This window comes from Streptomyces sp. NBC_01166, assembly GCF_045039765.1.
GTDB lineage: Bacteria > Actinomycetota > Actinomycetes > Streptomycetales > Streptomycetaceae > Streptomyces.
The window spans coordinates 849,781-869,965 of record NZ_CP108613.1 but is presented as its reverse complement, the minus strand read 5'-3'; the positions used below and the strand labels follow the sequence as shown (position 1 = coordinate 869,965).

General features: G+C 72.5%; 16 protein-coding genes. 8 read left to right on the top strand and 8 right to left on the bottom strand.

Translation table 11 applies throughout. The features are described 5' to 3' along the window. Window positions 1–293: 293 nt before the first annotated feature. Complete coding sequence (locus OG379_RS04185; protein ID WP_362929776.1) at window positions 294–728, bottom strand: SRPBCC family protein; 435 nt, start codon at window positions 726–728, stop codon at window positions 294–296. 72 nt (window positions 729–800) lie between these two features. Then, window positions 801–1,631 carry a DeoR/GlpR family DNA-binding transcription regulator gene (locus OG379_RS04180; RefSeq protein WP_405659408.1) on the bottom strand — a complete coding sequence of 277 codons (831 nt, stop codon included), beginning with the start codon at window positions 1,629–1,631 and terminating at the stop codon, window positions 801–803. Window positions 1,632–1,888: 257 nt separating this feature from the next. On the opposite strand from OG379_RS04180, the gene OG379_RS04175 reads away from it, so the two are divergent. Then, entirely contained in the window at window positions 1,889–4,291 is a 2,403-nt protein-coding gene (locus tag OG379_RS04175; protein WP_405659405.1) for a hypothetical protein, read from the top strand. Here OG379_RS04175 and OG379_RS04170 read toward each other — a convergent pair. The 5 genes from OG379_RS04170 to OG379_RS04150 all read right to left on the bottom strand — a co-directional run bounded on the left by OG379_RS04170 (window position 4,261) and on the right by OG379_RS04150 (window position 9,943). After that, complete coding sequence (locus OG379_RS04170) at window positions 4,261–6,693, bottom strand: right-handed parallel beta-helix repeat-containing protein (protein WP_405659402.1); 2,433 nt, start codon at window positions 6,691–6,693, stop codon at window positions 4,261–4,263. The genes OG379_RS04175 and OG379_RS04170 overlap by 31 nt on opposite strands. A gap of 206 nt (window positions 6,694–6,899) precedes the next feature. After that, window positions 6,900–7,517, bottom strand: coding sequence for a hypothetical protein (locus OG379_RS04165; RefSeq protein ID WP_405659400.1), 618 nt, complete (start codon window positions 7,515–7,517; stop codon window positions 6,900–6,902). 139 nt (window positions 7,518–7,656) lie between these two features. Then, on the bottom strand, window positions 7,657–8,481 hold the full coding sequence (locus OG379_RS04160; RefSeq protein ID WP_405659397.1) for an MOSC domain-containing protein: 825 nt from the start codon (window positions 8,479–8,481) through the stop codon (window positions 7,657–7,659). 45 nt (window positions 8,482–8,526) lie between these two features. Continuing rightward, window positions 8,527–9,021 (bottom strand): DUF6643 family protein, encoded by a 495-nt coding sequence (locus tag OG379_RS04155; RefSeq protein WP_405659394.1) that lies wholly within the window; start codon window positions 9,019–9,021, stop codon window positions 8,527–8,529. A 199-nt stretch (window positions 9,022–9,220) separates the two neighbouring features. Beyond that, window positions 9,221–9,943 (bottom strand): FadR/GntR family transcriptional regulator, encoded by a 723-nt coding sequence (locus OG379_RS04150; RefSeq protein WP_362929764.1) that lies wholly within the window; start codon window positions 9,941–9,943, stop codon window positions 9,221–9,223. 197 nt (window positions 9,944–10,140) lie between these two features. Between OG379_RS04150 and OG379_RS04145 the strand changes: the two genes are divergently transcribed. The 4 genes from OG379_RS04145 to OG379_RS04130 all read left to right on the top strand — a co-directional run bounded on the left by OG379_RS04145 (window position 10,141) and on the right by OG379_RS04130 (window position 15,805). Beyond that, window positions 10,141–11,403 (top strand): SLC13 family permease, encoded by a 1,263-nt coding sequence (locus OG379_RS04145; protein WP_405659392.1) that lies wholly within the window; start codon window positions 10,141–10,143, stop codon window positions 11,401–11,403. 64 nt (window positions 11,404–11,467) lie between these two features. Beyond that, the gene (locus tag OG379_RS04140; protein ID WP_405659390.1) at window positions 11,468–12,925 is read left to right on the top strand and encodes an acyl-CoA synthetase; all 1,458 of its coding nucleotides are present in this window, start codon (window positions 11,468–11,470) and stop codon (window positions 12,923–12,925) included. A 111-nt stretch (window positions 12,926–13,036) separates the two neighbouring features. Further along, window positions 13,037–14,365: an SGNH/GDSL hydrolase family protein gene (locus OG379_RS04135; RefSeq protein WP_405659387.1), complete on the top strand. Its 1,329-nt coding sequence runs from the start codon at window positions 13,037–13,039 to the stop codon at window positions 14,363–14,365. Between the two features lie 153 nt (window positions 14,366–14,518). Then, window positions 14,519–15,805 (top strand): TerD family protein, encoded by a 1,287-nt coding sequence (locus OG379_RS04130; RefSeq protein ID WP_405659382.1) that lies wholly within the window; start codon window positions 14,519–14,521, stop codon window positions 15,803–15,805. Window positions 15,806–15,815: 10 nt separating this feature from the next. Here the strand turns inward: OG379_RS04130 and OG379_RS04125 are convergent, their stop codons facing one another. Further along, window positions 15,816–16,997, bottom strand: a complete 1,182-nt coding sequence (locus OG379_RS04125) for a glycosyltransferase (protein ID WP_405659379.1) — start codon at window positions 16,995–16,997, stop codon at window positions 15,816–15,818. Window positions 16,998–17,055: 58 nt separating this feature from the next. Here OG379_RS04125 and OG379_RS04120 point away from each other — a divergent pair, with 58 nt between their 5' ends. From OG379_RS04120 to lnt, 3 genes are all read left to right on the top strand, one after another. Continuing rightward, window positions 17,056–17,847, top strand: coding sequence for a glutamate racemase (locus OG379_RS04120; protein ID WP_393754977.1), 792 nt, complete (start codon window positions 17,056–17,058; stop codon window positions 17,845–17,847). 69 nt (window positions 17,848–17,916) lie between these two features. Then, window positions 17,917–18,480 (top strand): hypothetical protein, encoded by a 564-nt coding sequence (locus OG379_RS04115; RefSeq protein ID WP_362929750.1) that lies wholly within the window; start codon window positions 17,917–17,919, stop codon window positions 18,478–18,480. Between the two features lie 67 nt (window positions 18,481–18,547). After that, window positions 18,548–20,179: an apolipoprotein N-acyltransferase gene (lnt, locus tag OG379_RS04110; protein ID WP_405659376.1), complete on the top strand. Its 1,632-nt coding sequence runs from the start codon at window positions 18,548–18,550 to the stop codon at window positions 20,177–20,179. Window positions 20,180–20,185: the final 6 nt, after the last annotated feature.

Sequence of the window (20,185 nt, the reverse complement as noted above, 5' to 3'; positions counted from 1 at the left end):
GGTTCCACCGCCACGAGGGCGACGCCCCCCAGGTGGCCGCCCGCGTGGCGCGGCAGATCGGCGGAGATCCGCTCCGGCAGCGGCTCGGGCCCCCATACCCGGCCACGAGGCCACCCGCTCGGCCAGCGGGCACCGCGATGAAGGCCCGGGACCGCCGGGCACCGCCCCTGAGCCCGGGTACCGACTGCCGCACACCCATGGATCCGGGATACCGCATGGCGCTCCCCGCCGCCCCTCCTGGGCGCAGGCCCCGGGAGACACCGCACCGCCGGGACGGGGCGCGCGGTCAGGCCTCAGTCGTCGAGCAGAGTGCCGAGCACCCGGCCGAAGACCCGCCGCCCCGCGCCGGCCAGCAGCGGATCCGTCCAGCGCGGCAGCAGCCTCACACGCAGCTCCTCGACCCAGATCACATGCGAACCCGAACCGGTCGGGCATACGTCGATCGACGCCCGGCCGCGCACCAGGGAACCCCGCTTCTCCAGCCGGCACAGCCCCGCCCGGCCTGCGGCCGGCGGGGTCCACCGCACCACTTCCATCGGATCGTCGAAACCAAGCGGCCCCACGCCGGTACGGGCGACGAAGACCGTCCCCGTCCCGGTGGGCAGGCCAGCGGGGACGGTGACCGAGGTGAACGGAACGGTCCCGCCGTGCCGCTCCCAGTCGGTCACCCGTCGCCACGCCTCGGCGGCAGGGAGGGGAGTGAAACGCTCTATGCGGAATACGGCCACAGCCCGATCCTAGGACGTCCGCCGTCTGCGGGCCCAGGAACGGAAGGCGTGGCGGCGGCACCCGCCGTCGGACTACTCGTCCGCCGGCCCGCCCGCCACCACCAGGCCCGGCAGGTGCTCCTCGATCTCCTGCCTGACCGAGTCCGGCAGACCCGCGTCCGTGACGAAGGCATCGACCTCGTCCAGCGCCGCGAACGAACTCAGGCCCACCGTGCCCCACTTGGTGTGGTCGGCGACCACGACGACACGCCTGGCCGCCCGCACGAAGCGGCGGTTCGTCTCGGCCTCCGCGAGATTGGGCGTGGAGAGACCGGCCTCGACCGAGATCCCGTGCACGCCGAGGAACAGCACGTCGAAGTGGAGCGAGCTGATCGCGCGGTCCGCGACCGGCCCGACGAGCGAGTCCGAAGGCGTACGCACCCCGCCGGTCAGCACCACCGTGGCCGCACCGGCCCGCGCACCGCCCGCAGCCGTCGGCCGCTGCGCGCCGTGGAACACATCGGCGACCCGCACCGAGTTCGTCACCACGGTCAGGCCCGGGACGTCCAGGAGATGCCTGGCCAGCGCGAACGTCGTCGTGCCGCCTGAGAGCGCGATCGCACTGCCGGGCAGCGCCATCCCGGCGGCCGTGCGCGCGATGTCCTCCTTGGCGCTGAGCTCCAGCGTCGACTTGGCCTCGAAACCGGGCTCGTGCGTGCTCGCCTCGACGACCGGCACGGCTCCGCCGTGGACCTTCTCGATGACACCCTGGCGCGCCAGTGCGTCCAGGTCCCGGCGGATGGTCATGTCGGAGACGCTCAGCTTGCGGGTCAGCTCGTTGACCCTGACCCCGCCACGCTTGCGTACGTCGTCCAGAATGAGCGCACGCCGCTGCTCCGCGAGCAGGTTCTGATTCTCGCTCAACGCGGGGCCCCGGTCCTTCGCTCTGTCCGCACGGTCCTGCAGCGGTCCTGCGGGACTCCCACATCCTCCCACGCACGCGTACGAGCCGTGCCACTGGGGAGATTCGGTGAGAGCCGGTGCGGCGGACGGCTCCCGTCGGCGATGGTGGTGACTGCGCATCAGCCCAGCCCGTCCGACGCGCATCAGCCCAGCCCGTCCCGGACGAACAGCCGCCCACCGGCCGCGAGCCGGAAGGACCAGAGAGCGAGTCACCGACATTGCCCCCTGCCCCCAAGGCCGAGGCCGCGCAGAGCAGCGGCGTCGCACTGGAACTGCTCGTCCACGGTGTCGGCGGAACCACTCCGCAGGAGATGCTCGGCGACCCGCGTACGACGAGGATCACCGGTGACGCCACGGCAGCCGTCCACCGGCGCACCGAGGACGTCGGAGCCGAACACCACCCCGAGCGCCACCGGGACGGGCCCATCGCCGAGGCCTACTGCTGGTCCAACCTCACCTCGGGCAACGGCTCCCGCGCCCTGTGGTTGCTGCTGCTCCCCTTCATGGTGGTCAACCTCGCCCACTGGATGCGGCCCGCCGCCCAGGGGCGTAAGCGGACGGTCCGGCTCTACGGGGTGCTGGTGCGGCTCCTCGCGCTCAGCCTGACCGTGCTCCTTACCGCCGCGGTCTGCGAGGTCGCCCTCGACCTGGTGGCCTGGCAGTGCGCGGGGACGCCCGAGTGCTCCGTGCAGCGCTCCTGGCTGGGCTTCCTCTCCACACGGCAGGACGGCTGGTTCGCCCAGCCCGGACGCCGCCTCGCCGTCGCGGCGCTCGTACCCGCCGCCCTGGTGGGACTCCTCTGGTACCTGTCCAACCGCACCTGGACAGCCTACGAGTCACAGCGCTCCCTGACCTGGGACGAACCGGACAGCGCGGAGACGGACGAGGAGGCGGACACGGATGTGGCCGCCCAGTCCGGCGCCCCCGTCGTCCGCCCGGCCCTCGGCAGGCCCGGCTTCTGGTACGGACGCAGGCTGGTGGCCCGGCTGCGCGCGGCGCACACCGCTGCCGGACTCCTCATGGTCGCGGCCGCGGTCGGCAGCACGGCGGCCCGGCACGACAGGGCCGCCGGCAGCCCCGTACCCCCGGTCATCGGCGCCCTGTTCGAGTCCGCCCTCGCCCTGTGCGGACTCGTCGTCGTCGCGGTGGTCTGCCACCGGGGACGCAGCGAGCGGCGCCTCGACAACCGGCTCGACCGGGCCGTCACCACCTTCCTGCCCGGCGCCGCCCTCGCCCTGCTGCTCGGCACGGTCGTGTACGCCGGGTGGTCGCGCCCCGACTGGGTGTCCTCGGGTGCCCTCTCCGGAGAGGCCGTCTTCCGCACGCTCGCCCTGGGTCAGGGCCTGCTCGTCTCCGTACTCGCCGTGGTGGCCCTGAGCCTGTACCGGCGCGCCCCCGAGCCGCGCACCACCCTCCATGGTCTCGGCGGCCCGGCGGTGGCCATGCTCGCCTGCGCGCTCGGCGGGGTCATGACCGGCGGGATCGCCCAGCGCGTGGCCGACTGGCTCGACGGCCCCGGTACGCCCGGCATGGGTGCGGGCGCGGACATAGAGGGGCCGCCCGTGCTCCTCAGCTGGCAGGCCTCCGTGATCCCGGTCCTGCTGCTGCTCCTGCTCCCGCCCGTCATCTGGCTGGCCGTCCGCACCGTGCGCCGCGCCCGCCGGCTGGGGCCCGCCGTCGAGGCGGAGTACGAGGAGAGGCACCCCGAGCCCGGACGCACCCGGCGGATCGCCCGCACCCGGGCCACCGCCGCGCTCACCGACTCCGCGCCGGGGATCCTAGGACTGCTCTCCGCCGCCACGCTGCTGCTCGGCGCCGGAGCCGTGACCGGGTCCTGGCTCACCGGCGAGGTTCCCGGCCTCGCGACGGACGGCACGGGTCCGTTCGTCGAGTCGGTCGCCGAGACCGCCCAGTCGACCGGCTCCTGGATGACCGGTTTCGGCGTGATACTGCTCGTCACCTGGGGGCGCCGTGCCTACCGTGACGTCTCCGCCCGGCGCACCATCGGCATCCTGTGGGACGTGGGTACGTTCTGGCCGCGTGCCGCCCATCCGTTCGCACCGCCCTGCTACGCGGAGCGGGCCGTCCCGGACCTCTCGTCCCGCATGTGCGCCTGGACGGGGCGCACCCGCGGCAGGCTCGTCATCTCCGGCCACTCCCAGGGAAGCGTGCTCGCCGCGGCGGCGGTGTGGCAGCTCCCCGACTCCGCCCGGCGCCGGGTCGCGCTGCTCACGTACGGTTCCCCGATCGAGCGGCTGTACGGGCGCTGGTTCCCGGCCTACTTCGGCCGCGTCCCCCTCGAAGGGCTGCACCGGTCCGTCCACTGCTGGCGGAACCTCTGGCGTTCGACGGACCCGATCGGCGGCCCCGTCAGGATCGACGAGGGGCCGGGCCACGAAGTGGACCGGGGGCCGCTGAAGGACCCGCTGGTCTACGGGCGCACCGCCGAACACCCGCTGCCGGAACCCATCCTGGGGCACTCCGACTACCAGGCCGACCCGGTCTTCGCCGTCGAGCGTGCCGCGCTCCTGGAACGGCTCGAGCCGGTCGTGCCCCAGCAGGCGGGTGCGGAGGGCCGGGGCAGCACTGCTCAGGGAAGCGCCGGAAGGTCCTCGGGGTAGAGCATGGTCAGGTCCTCGGTGGTCGGTTCGGGGAGCTGGGCGACCCGGCCCGCGTGCCGCTCCACCATCGACTCGAAGGTCTGACGGGCCGTTCGGCCGTTACCGAAGGCGGGGCCCTTGGGAAGCACCGTGAAGTACTTGAGCAGCGCTTCCCCCGTCCCCTCCGCCAGGCTGTACTCGTGCTCGTCGCTCTGCTGCTCGACGATCCGCAGCAGCTCCTCGGGCTCGTAGTCGCTGAAGGTGATGGTCCGTGAGAAACGGGAGGCCACACCGGGGTTGACGGTGAGGAAGCGCTCCATCTCGTGCGTGTACCCGGCCACGATCACCACCACGGCGTCGCGGTGGTCCTCCATCAGCTTCACCAGAGTGTCGATGGCCTCCCGGCCGAAGTCGCGGCCCGAGTCCTCGGGCGAGAGCGCGTACGCCTCGTCGACGAACAGGACCCCGCCGCGCGCCCGGTCGAACGCCTCCTGGGTGCGGATGGCGGTGGACCCGATGTGCTCGCCGACCAGATCGACGCGCGAGACCTCCACGAGGTGGCCGTGCTCCAGGACGCCGAGCGAGGCCAGGATCTCCCCGTACAGCCGGGCCACCGTCGTCTTGCCCGTGCCGGGGGAGCCGGTGAAGACCAGGTGCCGGCGCACCGATGCCGCCTTCAGACCCGCCAGCCGGCGGCGCCGGCCCACCTCGATCATGTCGGTCAGCGCCCGCACCTCACGCTTGACGCTGTCGAGGCCCACCAACGCGTCGAGCTCGCCCAGCACGGCGCCCGAGTCGCGCACCGGTTCGGCGGGCGCCGCGGACACCGCGGCGGGTTCGGCCGTCCGCTGCCCGGGCATCGCACCCAGCAGCCCGGGCGTGGTCTGCGTCGCCGTCAGTACCGGCGGGGGCGGGGGAGTGGCGCTGCGCAGACCGCTCTCGTCGCTGGTGCAGTCCCGCGCCACCGGACCACTGGTGCCGCCGTCGCCACCGGAGCCGTCGGCGAACTCGTATCCGCCGCGTGCGCACCGCTCGGTCCGGCACCGGGTCAGGGTCGAGCGGCAGCCGTCCATCACGTGGAAGCCGTAGCCGTCGCTCCCCGTGACCCGGCAGCTGTCGAAGGTGCCCCGGCCCTCGGCGGAGACGTAGAAACCGGCCTCCGCGGGCGAGGTGACCGTGCACCTCTCGATGGTCGGGTCGGCGCCCTTGGTCACGATGACCCCGGTCTGCGCCGCGTCGATGGTGCAGTTGTTCAGTGTGCCGCCGCTCCCGTGGTCCCGGAACCACGCTCCGGTGGAGGCCTCGCGGATCCGGCAGTCGTCGAGCTGGGCGGTGGCGCCGTCGCTCACCGAGACAGCCGTGTTGCGGATCTGGGTCAGATCGCTGTCCACGACATCCGCGCGTGAGCCCCGGTCGAGGACGAAGAGGGCGTCGGGCACGTCATGGACACGGCACGAGTCGAGTATCACCGTGGCCCCGTCGCTGACCCACACCGCCGGGTAGTCACCCGTGCTGTCGTGGATCTCGCACTGGTTGGCGTCCACGCGGGTACCCGGGTCCCAGACCGAGAGGCCGTTGCGGCCGAACCTGCGGACGGTGGAACGGGTCAGAGTGAGGACCGAACGGGAGCGCAGGTCGACCGCGTTCTCCGGGATGTCGTGGATGTCGCAGTCCGCGAGCGTGAGGACCGCGTCGGTGTCCAGGGTGATCCCGTCGGCGGACGTGCGGTGGACACTGCAGTCCGTGAGGTGCGCGGTACCGCGGGAGGTGACCTGCACCCCGCTGCCCTTGATCTCGTACACCTCGCAGCCCACCGCCTCGAGGCCGCTGCCCTCCCCGGTCACGCTCAGCCCCGCCCCCGACGAGTGGTGCACGCGGCAGCGCTCGAGCCGGGGGTGCGCGCCGTCGCGGACCGAGACGCCGGACTGGCCCGCCGAGACGACCTCGCACTCCTCGAACACGCCGCCGGCGCCGTCGAGTACGGCGATGCCCACCCCGGCCGGGTTGTCGACCGTGCAGCGGCGCACGGTGGGCCTGGCGGCGCCCCGCACCTCCATGCCGGCGGCCGACCTGGTCACGATGCGCAGGTCCGACAGCTCGGGGGCGCCCTCCTCGACGAGCAGCGCGGGGGCGGCCGAGTCCTGGCCCTCCACATGCAGGTCCTGGACGACGGCGGAGGCGCGGACGGTCAGGGGGACACCGTCGACCGGCGCGATGCGTACCGAACCCGCGGATCCCTCGGGGCCGCGCAGCGTCACCGCTCGGTGGACGACGAGATTCTCCCGGTAGGTGCCGGGGGCGATGGTGAGGACGTCACCGTCCGCTGCGGCCTCCAGGGCTGCGGTGAGGGATGCGTATTCGCCCGTACGGCGCCGCCATCGCGATGTGCCGGTGTGCGTCACCTGGACCGTGCCCTGTGCCATGGTGCTGCTGTGCCCCCACCTCGTGCCGTGTGCGCTGCCTCGTACGTGTCCCCAGTCGCCGCCGGTCGGCCGGCAGCCCTCTGGCCCGCCTGCCGAGGAGTCGGGCGGGCCGGTCCACCGTAGCGCGCGAGACGGGCGCGAGTTGACGGGTCGGCCGCCGAAGGCCACTGGTCAGCCGGATACGAGAGGAACCTGCGCCCCCGAGGTCAGCTGCCCGTACCCGTTCTGCCCCAGTCGGGGCCGACTTCGGCCCAGGCACGGTCGAGCCGGGTGTACCGCCGTTGCATCATGCGCCATACGACGAGCCTGCGGGCGATTTCGGTCAGGCCGCCCGCGATCAGCGCCGCACCGATGCCTGCGAGCACCGTGTGGGTGCGGGCCGTGGACATGTCCATGGGACGCATCGCGGGACGGCCCCGGTCGTCCGTCCAGATCTGGATGCGGGTGCCGGGTGCGGTCTCCGTGGACCCCGTCGACACGGTGCCCGTGCGTGCCGTACCGTCCGGGGCGAGCCAGTCGGCCACCACCGACGTACGCATGGAGCCCTCGGCGACGGCCGCCTCGGGGTCCTGGGCGAAGCGGGACGTGCCCGAGGCCGCGCGGACCACGACAGCCGCGGTCGGATGGCGTTGCTCGTGCTGGGTCCGCACCGTCCGCCGGAGCGCGTCGTCCGTGAGCGCGCCGACCTTCCAGCCGAGGGCCGGTGCCGCCAGCAGCATCAGGAGCAGCGCGGTCAGCGCCACCCATGCCTCGTGCCGGTCGGTGGCCCGGCACACGGGATTGTGCCGCCACCGCCGGATTCCCAGAACCGCTCGCACAGTCATGCACCCCCTTCCCTGTCCGTGATAACCCGGGAGGGCGGCGATTGCGTCCTCCGACGGCGAAGAGAGAGCAACCTCACGCCGCCAACGGCCCCCATGCCCGCCCGAGTTCCGATCCGATCCGCGCCGGTGCGCCGGGTGGTCAGCCGAGGATCCGCACCGGATCCCCGGCCCGGATCACACCGGTGCCCTCCGGGACCAGGAGCTGGCCGAAGAGGAGGAGCTTCCCGTCCCGGCGGTGCCGGGCGAGCGTGCGCAACGGCTCCTTGCCCCGCTCACCGGTCCGCTGGTCGGTGGTCGTGATGACGCACCGTCCGCACGGCTTGGCGACACGGAACGCGACCTCCCCGATCGCGATCCGCTTCCAGTCGTCCTCGGCCCAGGGCGCGGTGCCGTCCACGACCACGTTCGGCCGGAACCGGTTCATCGGCAGCGGCCCCTCGTCCGGATGGTCCCCCTGGGCCACCAGCGAGTTGAGCGCGTCCAGCGAGGCACGCGTGGTGAGGAGCAACGGGAACGTGTCGGCGAGCGACACCGTCTCGCCCGGCCGGCCGAACTCCGGATCGACGGGTCTGCGGTGCGACGGCGCGTCGAGATGGACGAGCCGGACCTCCGCACCGAGACGCGCACCGAACCAGGCGTGGGCGGCGTCCGCGGCCAGGACCATCGTGACCTTGCTCCGGTGGAGCTCCGTGACGACCGTGCGGGCCGGGTCGGGCACCTCCACCGTCAGGGACGGGCTCCCGGGCGCCGACAGCACGAGTCCGCCGCCCGGCACGGGCTCGGCGGACAGCTGTGCCATGCGCGGCTGCTGACGCTGCGTGACGACCCTGCTCCCGCTGTCGATCAGCATCCAGCGGCGGTCGCCGGCGAGTCCCCATGGCTCGACGACGGCCTCGTCGGCGGCGCGGGCAGCCAGCGACTTGACCGGGTGGATGTGTACGGCACTGAGCGCAGGCGAAAGCATGCACTCATCCTGCCAGCCGTCACTGACGACGGCAGGCAGCGCCCGTCAGTAGCCCCGGCTCTGGTACGGGCGGTTGTACGGGTCCTCGTACGGCGACTGCGCGGGAGCGGGCACGGGCCGGGGCGACGCGGGACGCATCGCCTCGTAACCCGTGCCGGGCCGCTGCTGCTGCTGTTGCTGCTGGTAGCCGCGGGGCGCCGACGGCTGCTGCGGGATGTACGGGGCCGGCGCGTGCTGCAGCTGTGCGGGCTGCATCGTCGGCGCCTGCTGCATCCCGGCGTTCTGGTACTGCGGCTGCGGCGCCGCCTGCTGCGGGTAGCCGTAGGAGCCGGTGTGCTGCGACGGGGCAGCGGGCAGCGCCGGAAGAGCGGACGGCAGAGCCGGCAGGTAGCTGTTCCCGGTGTCGTAGGCGGCGGGAACCCGGATCGGCGCGATCTGAGGGGTCCCCCGCTCGGCGACGAGGGAGTCGTAGATCGGGGTGTCGGGGAACGACGGCGCGGCGTAGTAGCCGCTGCCGTAGGTGGAGCGGGGGGAGGTCATGACACATAAGTTAAGCCCACGATGTGCCGGTTGGGGAGCCCCAATCTTGGGCTTATCCGTTTTACGCCAGTTCTGGCCGCCTGACCTGCTAAAACATTGCCAAAGCTTCCGTTGACAGCGGGGGCTTTTTTTACGGCCTACGAGAAGTGGCGCACGCGCCGCGGAGGGCGGCACCTGCCCGGCCGTCGTCCGGCACGGTTCAGGACGTCCCGTCGGCGGTGTCCGGTTCGGGGTTCCAGTCCAGGAGCCTCACCTTCGCGACGGTGCGGACATGGCGCCGCATCGCCGCGGCGGCGGCCTTGCCGCGCCGCTCCTCGATGGCGTCGAGGATGGCCTGGTGCTGGGTCAGGGAGCGGCCGGGCCGCCTCGGCTGGCGCAGGGACTCGTGCCTGCTCTCGGTGATCTGGTCGGCGATGGACCGCATGAACTCCGCCAGCAGCGCGCTGTGGGCGGCCGCGGTCACCGCGGCGTGGAAGCGCCGGTCGCCTTCGATGCCGTGGCCCCCGTCGGCGATCTCCGCCGCCATGTGGGCGAGCGATGCCCGCAGCGCGGTCAGATCCTGCTCGGTGCGCCGCTCCGCCGCGAGTTCGGCGAGTTTGGTCTCCAGTGCCTCACGTGCCTCCAGCACATCGGGCAGTCTGCGCCGGCGCTCGACGAGCCGCTCGACGGGTTCGGCGTCCAGTCCGTCCCCGAGGAGGTAGGTGCCGCCTCCGTGCCGCACCTCGACGAGCCCCTGCACCTCGAGGACGACGATGGCCTGCTTCACCGAGGCCCGGGAGACTCTCAGGCGCTGAGCGAGGTCGCGCTCAGGCGGAAGCCTGTCGCCGGCCACCAGACCGCTCTCGGCGGCGAAGGAGCGCAGTCGGTCGAGCACTTGCTCGTACAGTCGTGTGCGCCCCATGGGCCGCAGTGCGTCGGACATCCCCTGCCCCTGTTCCGGAGGGTCCCCGCGCCCTCTTGGCACCGGCAGCGTAGCAGCGCCCAGTGGTCCGGAGGCTGAACCAATTCCTGCGCACCCCCTTGACGGCTGTTGCCGCTCCCCGGACTCTGAGTGCCGTCAACAGGCGAAGTGGCTCATCCACCAGACCAATAAGGGTCGGCCCAGGACAGGAGCCCGCAATGTCCGCGGAACTCATCTCTATCCTCGTACTCGTGGTGGTCTTCGTGATCGCCACCACCCGCTCGATCAACATGGGCGCGCTGGCCTTCGCCGCCGCGTTCGTGGTGGGGGAGCTGGTCGCCGACCTGGACGCGGACGGCATCTTCGCCGGGTTTCCCGGGGACCTCTTCGTCGTCCTGGTCGGCGTCACCTATCTGTTCGCGATCGCCCGGGCCAACGGCACCACGGACTGGCTGGTGCACGCGTCCATACGCCTGGTCGGCGGGCGTATCGCCCTGATCCCCTGGGTGATGTTCGTGATCACCGGGGCGCTGACGGCGATCGGCGCGGTCAGCCCCGCCGCGGTGGCGATCGTCGCACCGATCGCTCTGAGCTTCGCCGCCCGTTACGGCATCAGCCCGCTCCTGATGGGCGCGATGGTGGTGCACGGTGCGCAGGGCGGCGGCTTCTCCCCGATCAGCATCTACGGCTCGATCGTGAACGGCATCGTGGAGCGCGAGAACCTGCCGGGCAACGAGATCGCCCTGTTCCTCGCCTCGCTGGCCGCCAACCTGGTCATCGCCGGTGTGGTGTTCGTGCTCTTCGGCGGACTGAAGCTCGCCCGGCACCGTGCCGTGGAGAGCGACGACTCACCCGGACCTCCCGCGGACGAGGAGACCACCCGGCTCGACGCACCCCGGGCGGCCACCCTTCTCGCGCTGATCGCCCTGGTCGTCGCCGTACTCGGCTTCGATCTGGACGCGGGCCTGACCGCCATCACGCTCGCCGTGCTGATCAGCGCCGCGTGGCCGGACACCAGCCGCCAGGCGGTCGGCGCGATCGCCTGGCCCACCGTGCTGCTCATCTGCGGCGTACTGACCTACGTCGGCGTGCTCGAGGAGATGGGCACGATCAAGTGGGCCGGGGAGGGCGTCGGAGGCATCGGAGTACCGCTGCTCGCGGCGCTGCTGCTGTGCTACATCGGCGCGATCGTCTCCGCGTTCGCCTCCTCGGTCGGCATCATGGGCGCGCTGATCCCGCTGGCCGTGCCGTTCCTCGCACAGGGAGAGATCGGGGCGATCGGGATGATCGCGGCGCTGGCCGTGTCGGCGACCGTGGTGGACGTCAGCCCCTTCTCGACGAACGGCGCACTCGTTCTCGCCGCGGCGCCGGACGTCGACCGGGAACGCTTCTTCAAGCAGCTGATGGTCTACGGCGGGGTCGTCGTCGCAGTGGTGCCCGCCGCGGCGTGGCTCGTCCTGGTGGTGCCGGGATTCGGGTGACTCCCGGCAGACCGCCGCCCGCGGCTCTCCCCTTTCCGCCGTTCCGTCGATCGGAGTACGACGCGTGAATGCCCCCACGGCACTGTTCCCCGCACTCGCCGAGCGCAGTGCGCGGCCCGCCCTGCGGTTCGGGGACCGCACCCTGTCGTACGAGGAACTCGCGGCGTCGGCCGGCTGCCTCGCCGCGACCCTGGGTACGGCTCGCCGGGTCGCCGTATGGGCGACGCCGACCCTGGAGACCGCCGTCGGCGTGGTGGCGGCCCTCCTCGCCGGAGTGCCCGCGGTGCCGCTCAATCCACGGACCGGCGAGCGGGAACTGGCACACATCGTGGCCGACAGCGCGCCGTCGCTGGTCCTGGCCGCAGCGGGCGACGCACTCCCCGCCGCGCTGGACGGACTGCCTCGCGAGAACGTCGACGCGAACGCGGGGCCGGCGGGCGCGCTTCCCGTCGAACCCGGCCCGGGCCACCCCGCCCTGATCGTCTACACCTCCGGCACCACCGGCCCGCCCAAGGGCGCCGTCCTGCCGCGGCGGGCCCTGACCAGCACGCTGGACGCCCTCCGGGACGCCTGGGAGTGGGAGGCCGACGACGTACTGGTCCACGCGCTGCCGCTGTTCCACGTGCACGGGCTCATCCTCGGCATCCTCGGGCCTCTGCGACGCGGGGGATCGGTGCGCCACCTCGGCCGGTTCAGCACCGAGGGTGTGGCACGGGAGCTGAGCGCCGGGGCCACGATGCTGTTCGGTGTCCCGACCATGTACCACCGCATCGCCGAGGCCCTCTCCGCGGGGCCGGGTGACGCCGCGCTGGCCCGAGCGCTGTCCGGTGCGCGCCTGCTCGTGTCGGGATCGGCGGCGCTTCCGGCACGCGACCACGAGCGGATCGCGGAGGCGACAGGCCGGACCGTCATCGAGCGGTACGGGATGACGGAGACCCTGATGAACACCAGCGTGCGCGCGGACGGCGAGCCTCGGGCCGGAACCGTCGGAGTGCCCTTGCGCGGCGTCGAGTTGCGGGTCGTCGACGAGGAGGGCGAACCGGCCGGCACGGGTCCGGACGTCGTGGGCGAGATCCAGGTGCGGGGCCCGAACCTCTTCACCGAGTACCTCAACCGGCCCGAAGCCACCACCGAGGCGTTCACCGGGGACGGGTGGTTCCGCACCGGGGACATGGCGGTGCTCGATCCGGACGGCTACGTCCGCATCGTCGGCCGCAAGGCGACCGACCTCATCAAGAGCGGCGGCTACAAGATCGGCGCGGGCGAGATCGAGAACGCGCTGATGGAGTACCCCGGAGTGAGGGACGCGGCTGTGACGGGGGAGCCGGACGCCGACCTCGGCGAGCGGATCGTGGCGTGGATCGTACCGGAGGACCCCCAGCACTGCCCTGGCGTAACCGAGTTGGCCGACCACGTCGCTGCTCAGCTCGCCCCGCACAAGCGTCCGCGGACCGTGCGGTACCTCTCCGAGCTGCCCCGTAACGACCTCGGCAAGATCATGAAGCGGGCTCTTCGCGCCTGAGGATTCGGAACGGACCGGCGTAGGCGCACGGCCCCTGAACCTCCCGTCGGAGCGCGGCCGGAGGACCCCAGCACGGAAACCCTTCCCCTCTCCCCATGGAAAGGCAAGCCGTTGATCCGATCCCTCCTCGCCGGAGCCCGCCGCCTCCGGATACCGCAGGCGAGACGCACGTCGATCGCGTTGGCCGCCGCGATGTCGGCGGCAGCCCTCGCCGTCTCCGCACCGACGACCGACGCCGCGGGTGACACCGCGTCCGGCCAACGGTCCGGCTCGCGTGGCTGGTTCACGTCCTGGTCGAACTCACAGCACGACCTCGCCCCCACGCCCTTGCGTGACCAGACCGTTCGCATGGTCAGCCACCTCAGCCAGGGGGGCGACGCGCTCCGCATCCGGATCCAGAACACATTCGGCACGACCCCCCTCACCGTGGACGCCGCCACCGTGGGACTCACCGACGGCGGGAGCGCCGCCACACAGGGGCGCCCCCGGCCCGTCACCTTCGACGGCCGGCCGGAGGCAGTCATCCCGGCCGGCGGCGAGCTCTGGAGTGACGCCACCGTCCTGACGACCCACGCCCAGGCGGATGTCGCGGTCTCCTTGTCCGTCTCCGGCACCGTCGTCCCGGGCCGGCACGGGACCGCGTTCCGTACCAACTACCTGACCGCGCCCGGCACCGGGGACCACACCCGCGACACGAGTCCCGCCGCCTACACGGAGACGACCGGGTCCACCTATCTGGTCACCGCCGTGGACGTACACAACCCGCGCCTGAAGGGCAGCCTCGTCGCCTACGGCAGCTCCGTGGTCGACGGGGTCGGATCCACCGACTGCGGCCCCGGCTGCACACAGCCCGGCGCCAACCGCCGATGGACCGACGACCTCGCACGGCGGATCACCACGGAGCTGCCCCCCACGGGCCGGCTCGCGGTGGCGAACGCCGGTGTCAACGGCACCACCAGCGCTCCCGACTGCCCGAAGCTCGCCGAACCCCTGCGCGGTCTGGACGCGGGGGCGCGCCTGCAGAGGGACGTCCTGGCCCTGCACGGAGTCACCGGGGTCCTCTACTACTACGGCACCAACGACCTGCCCGCCGGATGCGACGCCGAGCAGGTGCTGGCGAGCTACCGCGACACCTTCCGACGGCTGCACGCGGCCGGCATCAAGGTGTACGTCACTCCTGTGACCCCCCGTCCGGGCTACACCGACGACCACAACAGGGTCCGCCACACCGTCAACTCGTTCGTCCTGAACCGGAACGACTGCAGTGGCACCTGCGACGGCATCATGGGCTTCGACCAGGTTCTGAAGGACCCGTTGAAGCCGAACGCCATCAACCCGCCCTACGACACCGGCGACGGTGTCCACGTGAACATATCCGGACAGCAGGCCCTGGCCGACACACTCTCGCTGCCGATGCTCGCGGTCTCGTCCCGACGATGACGACGTCGGCGAAGGGGCTGGTCCGCGACGTGTGAGCACCTCGTGCGGGACAGCAGCCGGAGGACCGCCGGCGGCTGTCCCGTCGGGAGTGTGGGCTCCCCGCAGGGCCGGGGATTAGGTTGTCGGGAGACTCTCCGGGCAGCCGGACTCGTGATGGGGGCGAGCATGACCATGCAAAAGGGAACCAATGTCGCGGTGCCGGCTCAGGCCGTGCGGGTCGAGCTGGGCTGGCGTACATCACCCGGGACACCGGACGTGGATGCCTCGGCGCTCCTTCTGGTGTCGGGAAAGGTACGCAGCGACGCGGACTTCGTCTTCTACAACCAGCCGGCGCACGGGTCCGGTGGGGTGCGCCACGAAGGCAAGCGGACGTCCGGGGGCGCCGTCACGGACAGCCTCGTCGTGGACTTCGCGCGGATGGAGCCGGCGATCGACCGTGTCGTGATCGCGGCGTCGGCGGACGGCGGAACCTTCGGACGGGTGGCCGGCCTCTACGTGAGGATCGTGAACACGGTCGACAACTCGGAGATCGCGCGCTTCGAGAGCGCCGACGCGACCGTCGAGACCGCGTTCATCCTCGGTGAGCTCTACCTCCGCCAGGGCGCCTGGAAGTTCAGGGCCGTGGGACAGGGATACGACACCGGACTCGCGGGCCTCGCCACGGATTTCGGCATCTCCGTCGACGAACCGCAGCAGTCGCCGCCGCCCCGGCAGCCGCAGAGCGCTCCGCAGCCGCCCGCGCGCCCGGCCGCACCCGCGGCCGCCCCGACGCCTCCGCCCGCCCCGCCCGTCGTGCAGGCCGTGCGGCTGACCAAGGTCACGCTGACCAAGGAAGTCCCCACGGTGTCGCTGTCGAAACAGGGCGGCACCTCCGGAGCGCTGCGCGTCAATCTCAACTGGGAGGTGCGCAAGCAGTTCAAGGGCTGGGGCGCGAAACTCGGCAGGGCCGTCGCCATGCACGCGGACCTGGACCTCGATCTCTGCGCACTGTACGAGCTCACGGACGGCAGCAAGGGAGTCGTGCAGGCGTTGGGAAACGCCTACGGCTCTCTCCGGCAGCCGCCCTACATCCACCTCGACGGGGACGACCGCACGGGCGCCGACTCGTCCGGCGAGAACCTCACGGTCAACCTCGACCACAAGGACCGGCTGCGCCGTGTCCTGATCTTCGTCACGATCTACGAAGGCGCCCGGAGCTTCGCCGACCTGCATGCCACCGTCACGCTCCAGCCGCAGAACGGGGCGGCGATCGACTTCTCCCTCGACGAATGCACCGTGCCTTCCACGGTGTGCGCGCTCGCGCTGATCACCAGCACCGGGGGAGACCTCACCGTGCAGCGCGAGGCCCGCTATCTCGTCCCCCAGCGCGGGGTCAGCCCCCAGCGGACCATCGACGCCGCCTACGGGTGGGGCATGAACTGGACACCCGGGCGCAAGTGACCCGCCGGGCTCAGGGCTCCGGCGCGGCCTCGGGGCGGGCGTACGTACGCCCCTTCCAGGCCGCGCCGAGCCCCCGGTAGTGCTGCACCGCGGAGTCCACCGTCATCAGGAGATAGAGGACCGCGGTGAAGGGCAGCAGCGGTGCCAGCCACAGCGACTGCCGGTAGTACCCGAGCATGGGCATGTACGTCCCCGCCATCACCGCCCAGGCCGCCCCGCCGGCCGCCGCTGCCACCGGATCGCCTGTCAGCAGCCCCGCCACCAGCGTGACGGGCGGCGCGACGTAGACCAGGCCCAGGCCGAGGACCGTGCCCGCGAGCAGTGTGGGGCTGTGCCGCAGCTGAGCGTACGCACTCCGCGCGACCATGTGCCACAGGTCCGCCAGCCGAGGGTAGGGCCTCACACTGTCCACCCGGTCGGCGAGTCCGAGCCAGATGCGGCCGCCGCTGCGCCGCACGGCGCGCGCCAGCGACACGTCGTCGATCACCGCCGAACGGATGGACTCCGGGAGCCGCGCGCGCTCGACGGCTCCGGCCCGCAGCAGTACGCATCCGCCCGCCGCCGCGGCCGTGCGCGACCCCTTGCCGTTCACTCGGCGGAACGGGTAGAGCTGCCCGAAGAAGTAGACGAAGGCCGGCACGACCAGCCGCTCCCAGGTGCTCGCCACCCGCAGCCTGGCCATCTGCGAGACAAGGTCGAAACCGCCCGCGCCCTCGTTCCCGGCCGCGGCGACGAGTTCCCGCAGGCTGTCCGGCTCATGAGCGATGTCGGCGTCCGTCAGGAGCAGGAACTCGGGCTTACGCTGCCGGGCCAGCTCCATCCCGTGCCGCAGGGCCCACAGCTTGCCCGTCCATCCCGGTTCCGGCTCACCGGGCGTCACCACGGTCAGCGGCAGCCCGCCGTACCGCTCGGACAGCGCGCGGGCGAGCCCGCCCGTGCCGTCGCCGCTGCAGTCGTCGACCAGGATGACCTCCGCGTCACCCGGATAGTCCTGGGCGAGCAGGGACGGCAGACTCATCGGCAGGACCTCGGCCTCGTCCCTCGCGGGTACGACCACGGCCACCGAGGGCCAGCGCGTCGGGTCCCCGCGCAAGGGCAGCCGCTGGTCGGTCCGCCAGAAGAAGCCCTGGCCGAGCAACAGCCACATCCACACGATCAGCGAACCCACGGCGATCCAGGCAACGGCGCTCATCCGTCGAAGTGTGCCCCACTCCGGCGGTGCCGCAAGGGCTGTCGACTATGGTGACCGGGTGAAGATCGCACTCATGGACTCGGGAATCGGCCTGCTCGCGGCAGCGGCCGCGGTACGCCGGCTGCGGCCCGACGCCGATCTGGTGGTGTCGTCGGATCCCGGGTCGATGCCCTGGGGGCCCCGTACGCCCGAGGACGTGACCCGGCGCGCGCTCGCCGTGGCCCGCGCCGCGGCGGACCACCGGCCGGACGCCCTGATCGTCGCGTGCAACACCGCGTCCGTCCACGCCCTGCCCGCCCTGCGGGCCGAACTGGAGCCCGGACTGCCGGTCATCGGCACGGTGCCCGCGATCAAGCCGGCCGCCGCGGGCGGCGGCCCCTTCGCGATCTGGGCCACGCCGGCGACCACCGGGAGCCCCTACCAGCGTGGGCTGATCAATGAATTCGCCCGCTCCGTGGACGTGACCGAAGTGCCCTGCCCGGGTCTCGCCGACGCGGTGGAGCACGCCGACGAGGAGGCGATCGACCGCGCGGTGGCCGCCGCCGCCGCTCTCACCCCCGCAGGGGTGACGGACGTCGTCCTGGGCTGCACCCACTACGAACTGGTGGCCGAACGCATTCGCGCCGCTGTCGAGAGCAACCGGCCCGGCCGCGCACCCCTCGTGCTCCACGGCTCCGCCGACGCGGTGGCCGCCCAGGCGCTCCGCCGCGTCGGGGCGGTGCCCGCTCCGTCGGCCGAACCGGTCGGCACTCTCACCGTGCTGCTCGCCGGACACGCCGGCGACCTGCCCGAACCCGCTCTGGCCTACGCCGAGGGCCTGCTGCTCAAGGCCGTCACCCCCGCGCTCTGAGCGCGCCCGGCGCCCCGCCGGGACGCAGGCCCCCTCCCCGCGGCGCGGAACGTGGGTACGCTGCTGGGCATGACGGACCACCCCGGTAACACGTGGCACGGTTCGAGCCAGGCCCCGAGCACGGTCTGGACGGGACGGGCCACCAATCGCTTCCAGTGGCTGCTCGCGGCCATCGGCGCCGCATGTCTCGCGCTCGGCATCGAACTCGCGGTCGACTCGGCCTGGCACGGCGGGTTCGCCCCTCTGCTCATGTCCGTCATCGGCTGTGTCGCCGCAGGGCTTCTGATCCTCTTCGGGACCCTCGCCTTCGTCCACGTGGCCGTGAAGGTCGACGGCGACGCCCTCGAGGTGCGCTGCGGTCACGCCGGGCTTCCGAGGCGCCGGATCCTCCTCACGCATGTGGTGGGCGCGGACTTCGCACCCAAGGTCACTCCGCGCCAGTGGGGCGGCTGGGGCTACCGCTGGCGCCCCGAGCAGGGCACGGCCGTGGTCGTGCGCCGGGGGGAGGCACTGGTGCTCCGGCTGGGTGACGGCATGACCTTCACCGTCACTGTGGACGACGCGGAAGCCGCCGTACGTTTCATCCGGGACCGCCTGCACCTCCCCGCCCCCGGGAAGACCACGGGGAGCTGAGCCGCCGGGGTACGGGACGGCAGGAGCGGCTGCCGCCCTCACAGCCGCCCACCGTAGACTCCGGCAGGTGAGCGCCACCATCACCACCGCCGAACCGCCGCCCGCCCCCGTGTCCCGCAGCAGGAAGCTGTGGCCGCGGCTCGTCCGGCCTGCCGCCGCCGTGCTGTCCGGTGTGCTGCTCTACGCGAGCTTTCCGCCCCGGCCGCTCTGGTGGCTGGTGCTGCCCGGCTTCGCCCTGCTGGGGTGGGTCCTGACCGCACGGCGGCTGCGGGCGGCACTGGGCCTCGGCCTCCTCGCGGGCCTCGGCTTCATGCTGCCCCTGCTGCACTGGACGGGGGAGGAGGTCGGCCCCGTCCCCTGGCTGGCGCTCGCGCTGGCGGAGGCCCTCTTCATCGCCGTCGGCTGCGTCGGGATCGCCGCGGTCTCCCGGCTCCCGTACTGGCCCGTCTGGGCAGCGGGCGTGTGGACCCTGGACGAGGCGCTCCGCGCCCGTGTCCCGTTCGGCGGCTTCCCCTGGGGCAAGATCGCCTTCGGCCAGGCCGACAGCGCGTTCCTGCCGCTCGCGGCGGTGGGCGGGACCCCCCTGCTCACGTTCGCCGTCGTGCTGTGCGGCTTCGGGCTCCTGGAGGCCGCCCGGCAGTTCCGCCGCCATCGGGCCGACGGCACCGTGCCCCGCTCCGCGGTCGTCGCCGCGGCCGTCACCGTGGCCGCCCCGGTCGCCGCCGCCCTGGCAGCCCTCCCGCTCGTGGACGACTCGCCCGAGGACGGCACCGCCACGGTCGCGGCGGTCCAGGGCAACGTGCCGCGCCTCGGGCTCGACTTCAACTCCCAGCGCCGGGCCGTCCTGGACAACCACGCGGAGCGTACGGAACAGCTGGCGCGGGACGTGAAGGCCGGGAAGGTACCCCAGCCCGACTTCGTGCTGTGGCCGGAGAACTCGTCCGACCTCGACCCCTACCGCAACGCCGACGCCCGCGAGGCCATCGACCGGGCCGTGCGGGCCATCGGCGCCCCCACCGTCATCGGCGCCGTCCTCACCCCCGACACCGGACCGCTCCGCAACACCCTGATCGAGTGGGACCCGGAGAGCGGCCCTGTGGACACCTACGACAAGCGGCACATCCAGCCGTTCGGCGAGTACATGCCGATGAGGTCGGTGGCACGGATCTTCAGCAAGGACGTCGACCGGGTGCAGCGGGACTTCGGCCCCGGCAGCAAGGTCGGCGTGTTCGACCTGGCGGGCACGAAGGTCGGGCTCGTGACCTGTTACGAGGCCGCGTTCGACGACGCCGTACGCGACACCGTCAAGAACGGCGGACAGCTGATCGCCGTACCGAGCAACAACGCGACCTTCGGGCGGAGCGAGATGACCTACCAGCAGCTGGCGATGAGCCAGGTGCGGGCGGTCGAGCACGGGCGGTCCGTCGTCGTGCCCGTCACCAGCGGTGTCAGCGCGGTGATCCGGCCGGACGGGACGATCGTGGAGAAGACGAAGATGTTCACCCCGGACGCCCTGGTCGACGAGGTGCCGCTGCGGTCCTCACTCACCCCCGCCACTCGTCTGGGCACCCTGCCCGAGGGCGTCCTGGCGTTGCTCGCCGTCGCCGGTCTCGGCTGGGCGACAGCCCGTTCGGTGCGTGCGAGGAAGGTCCGGCAGGACGGGCCGGCCGGTCCGGAGGACGTTCCGGCCGCCACGTAGGCTCGG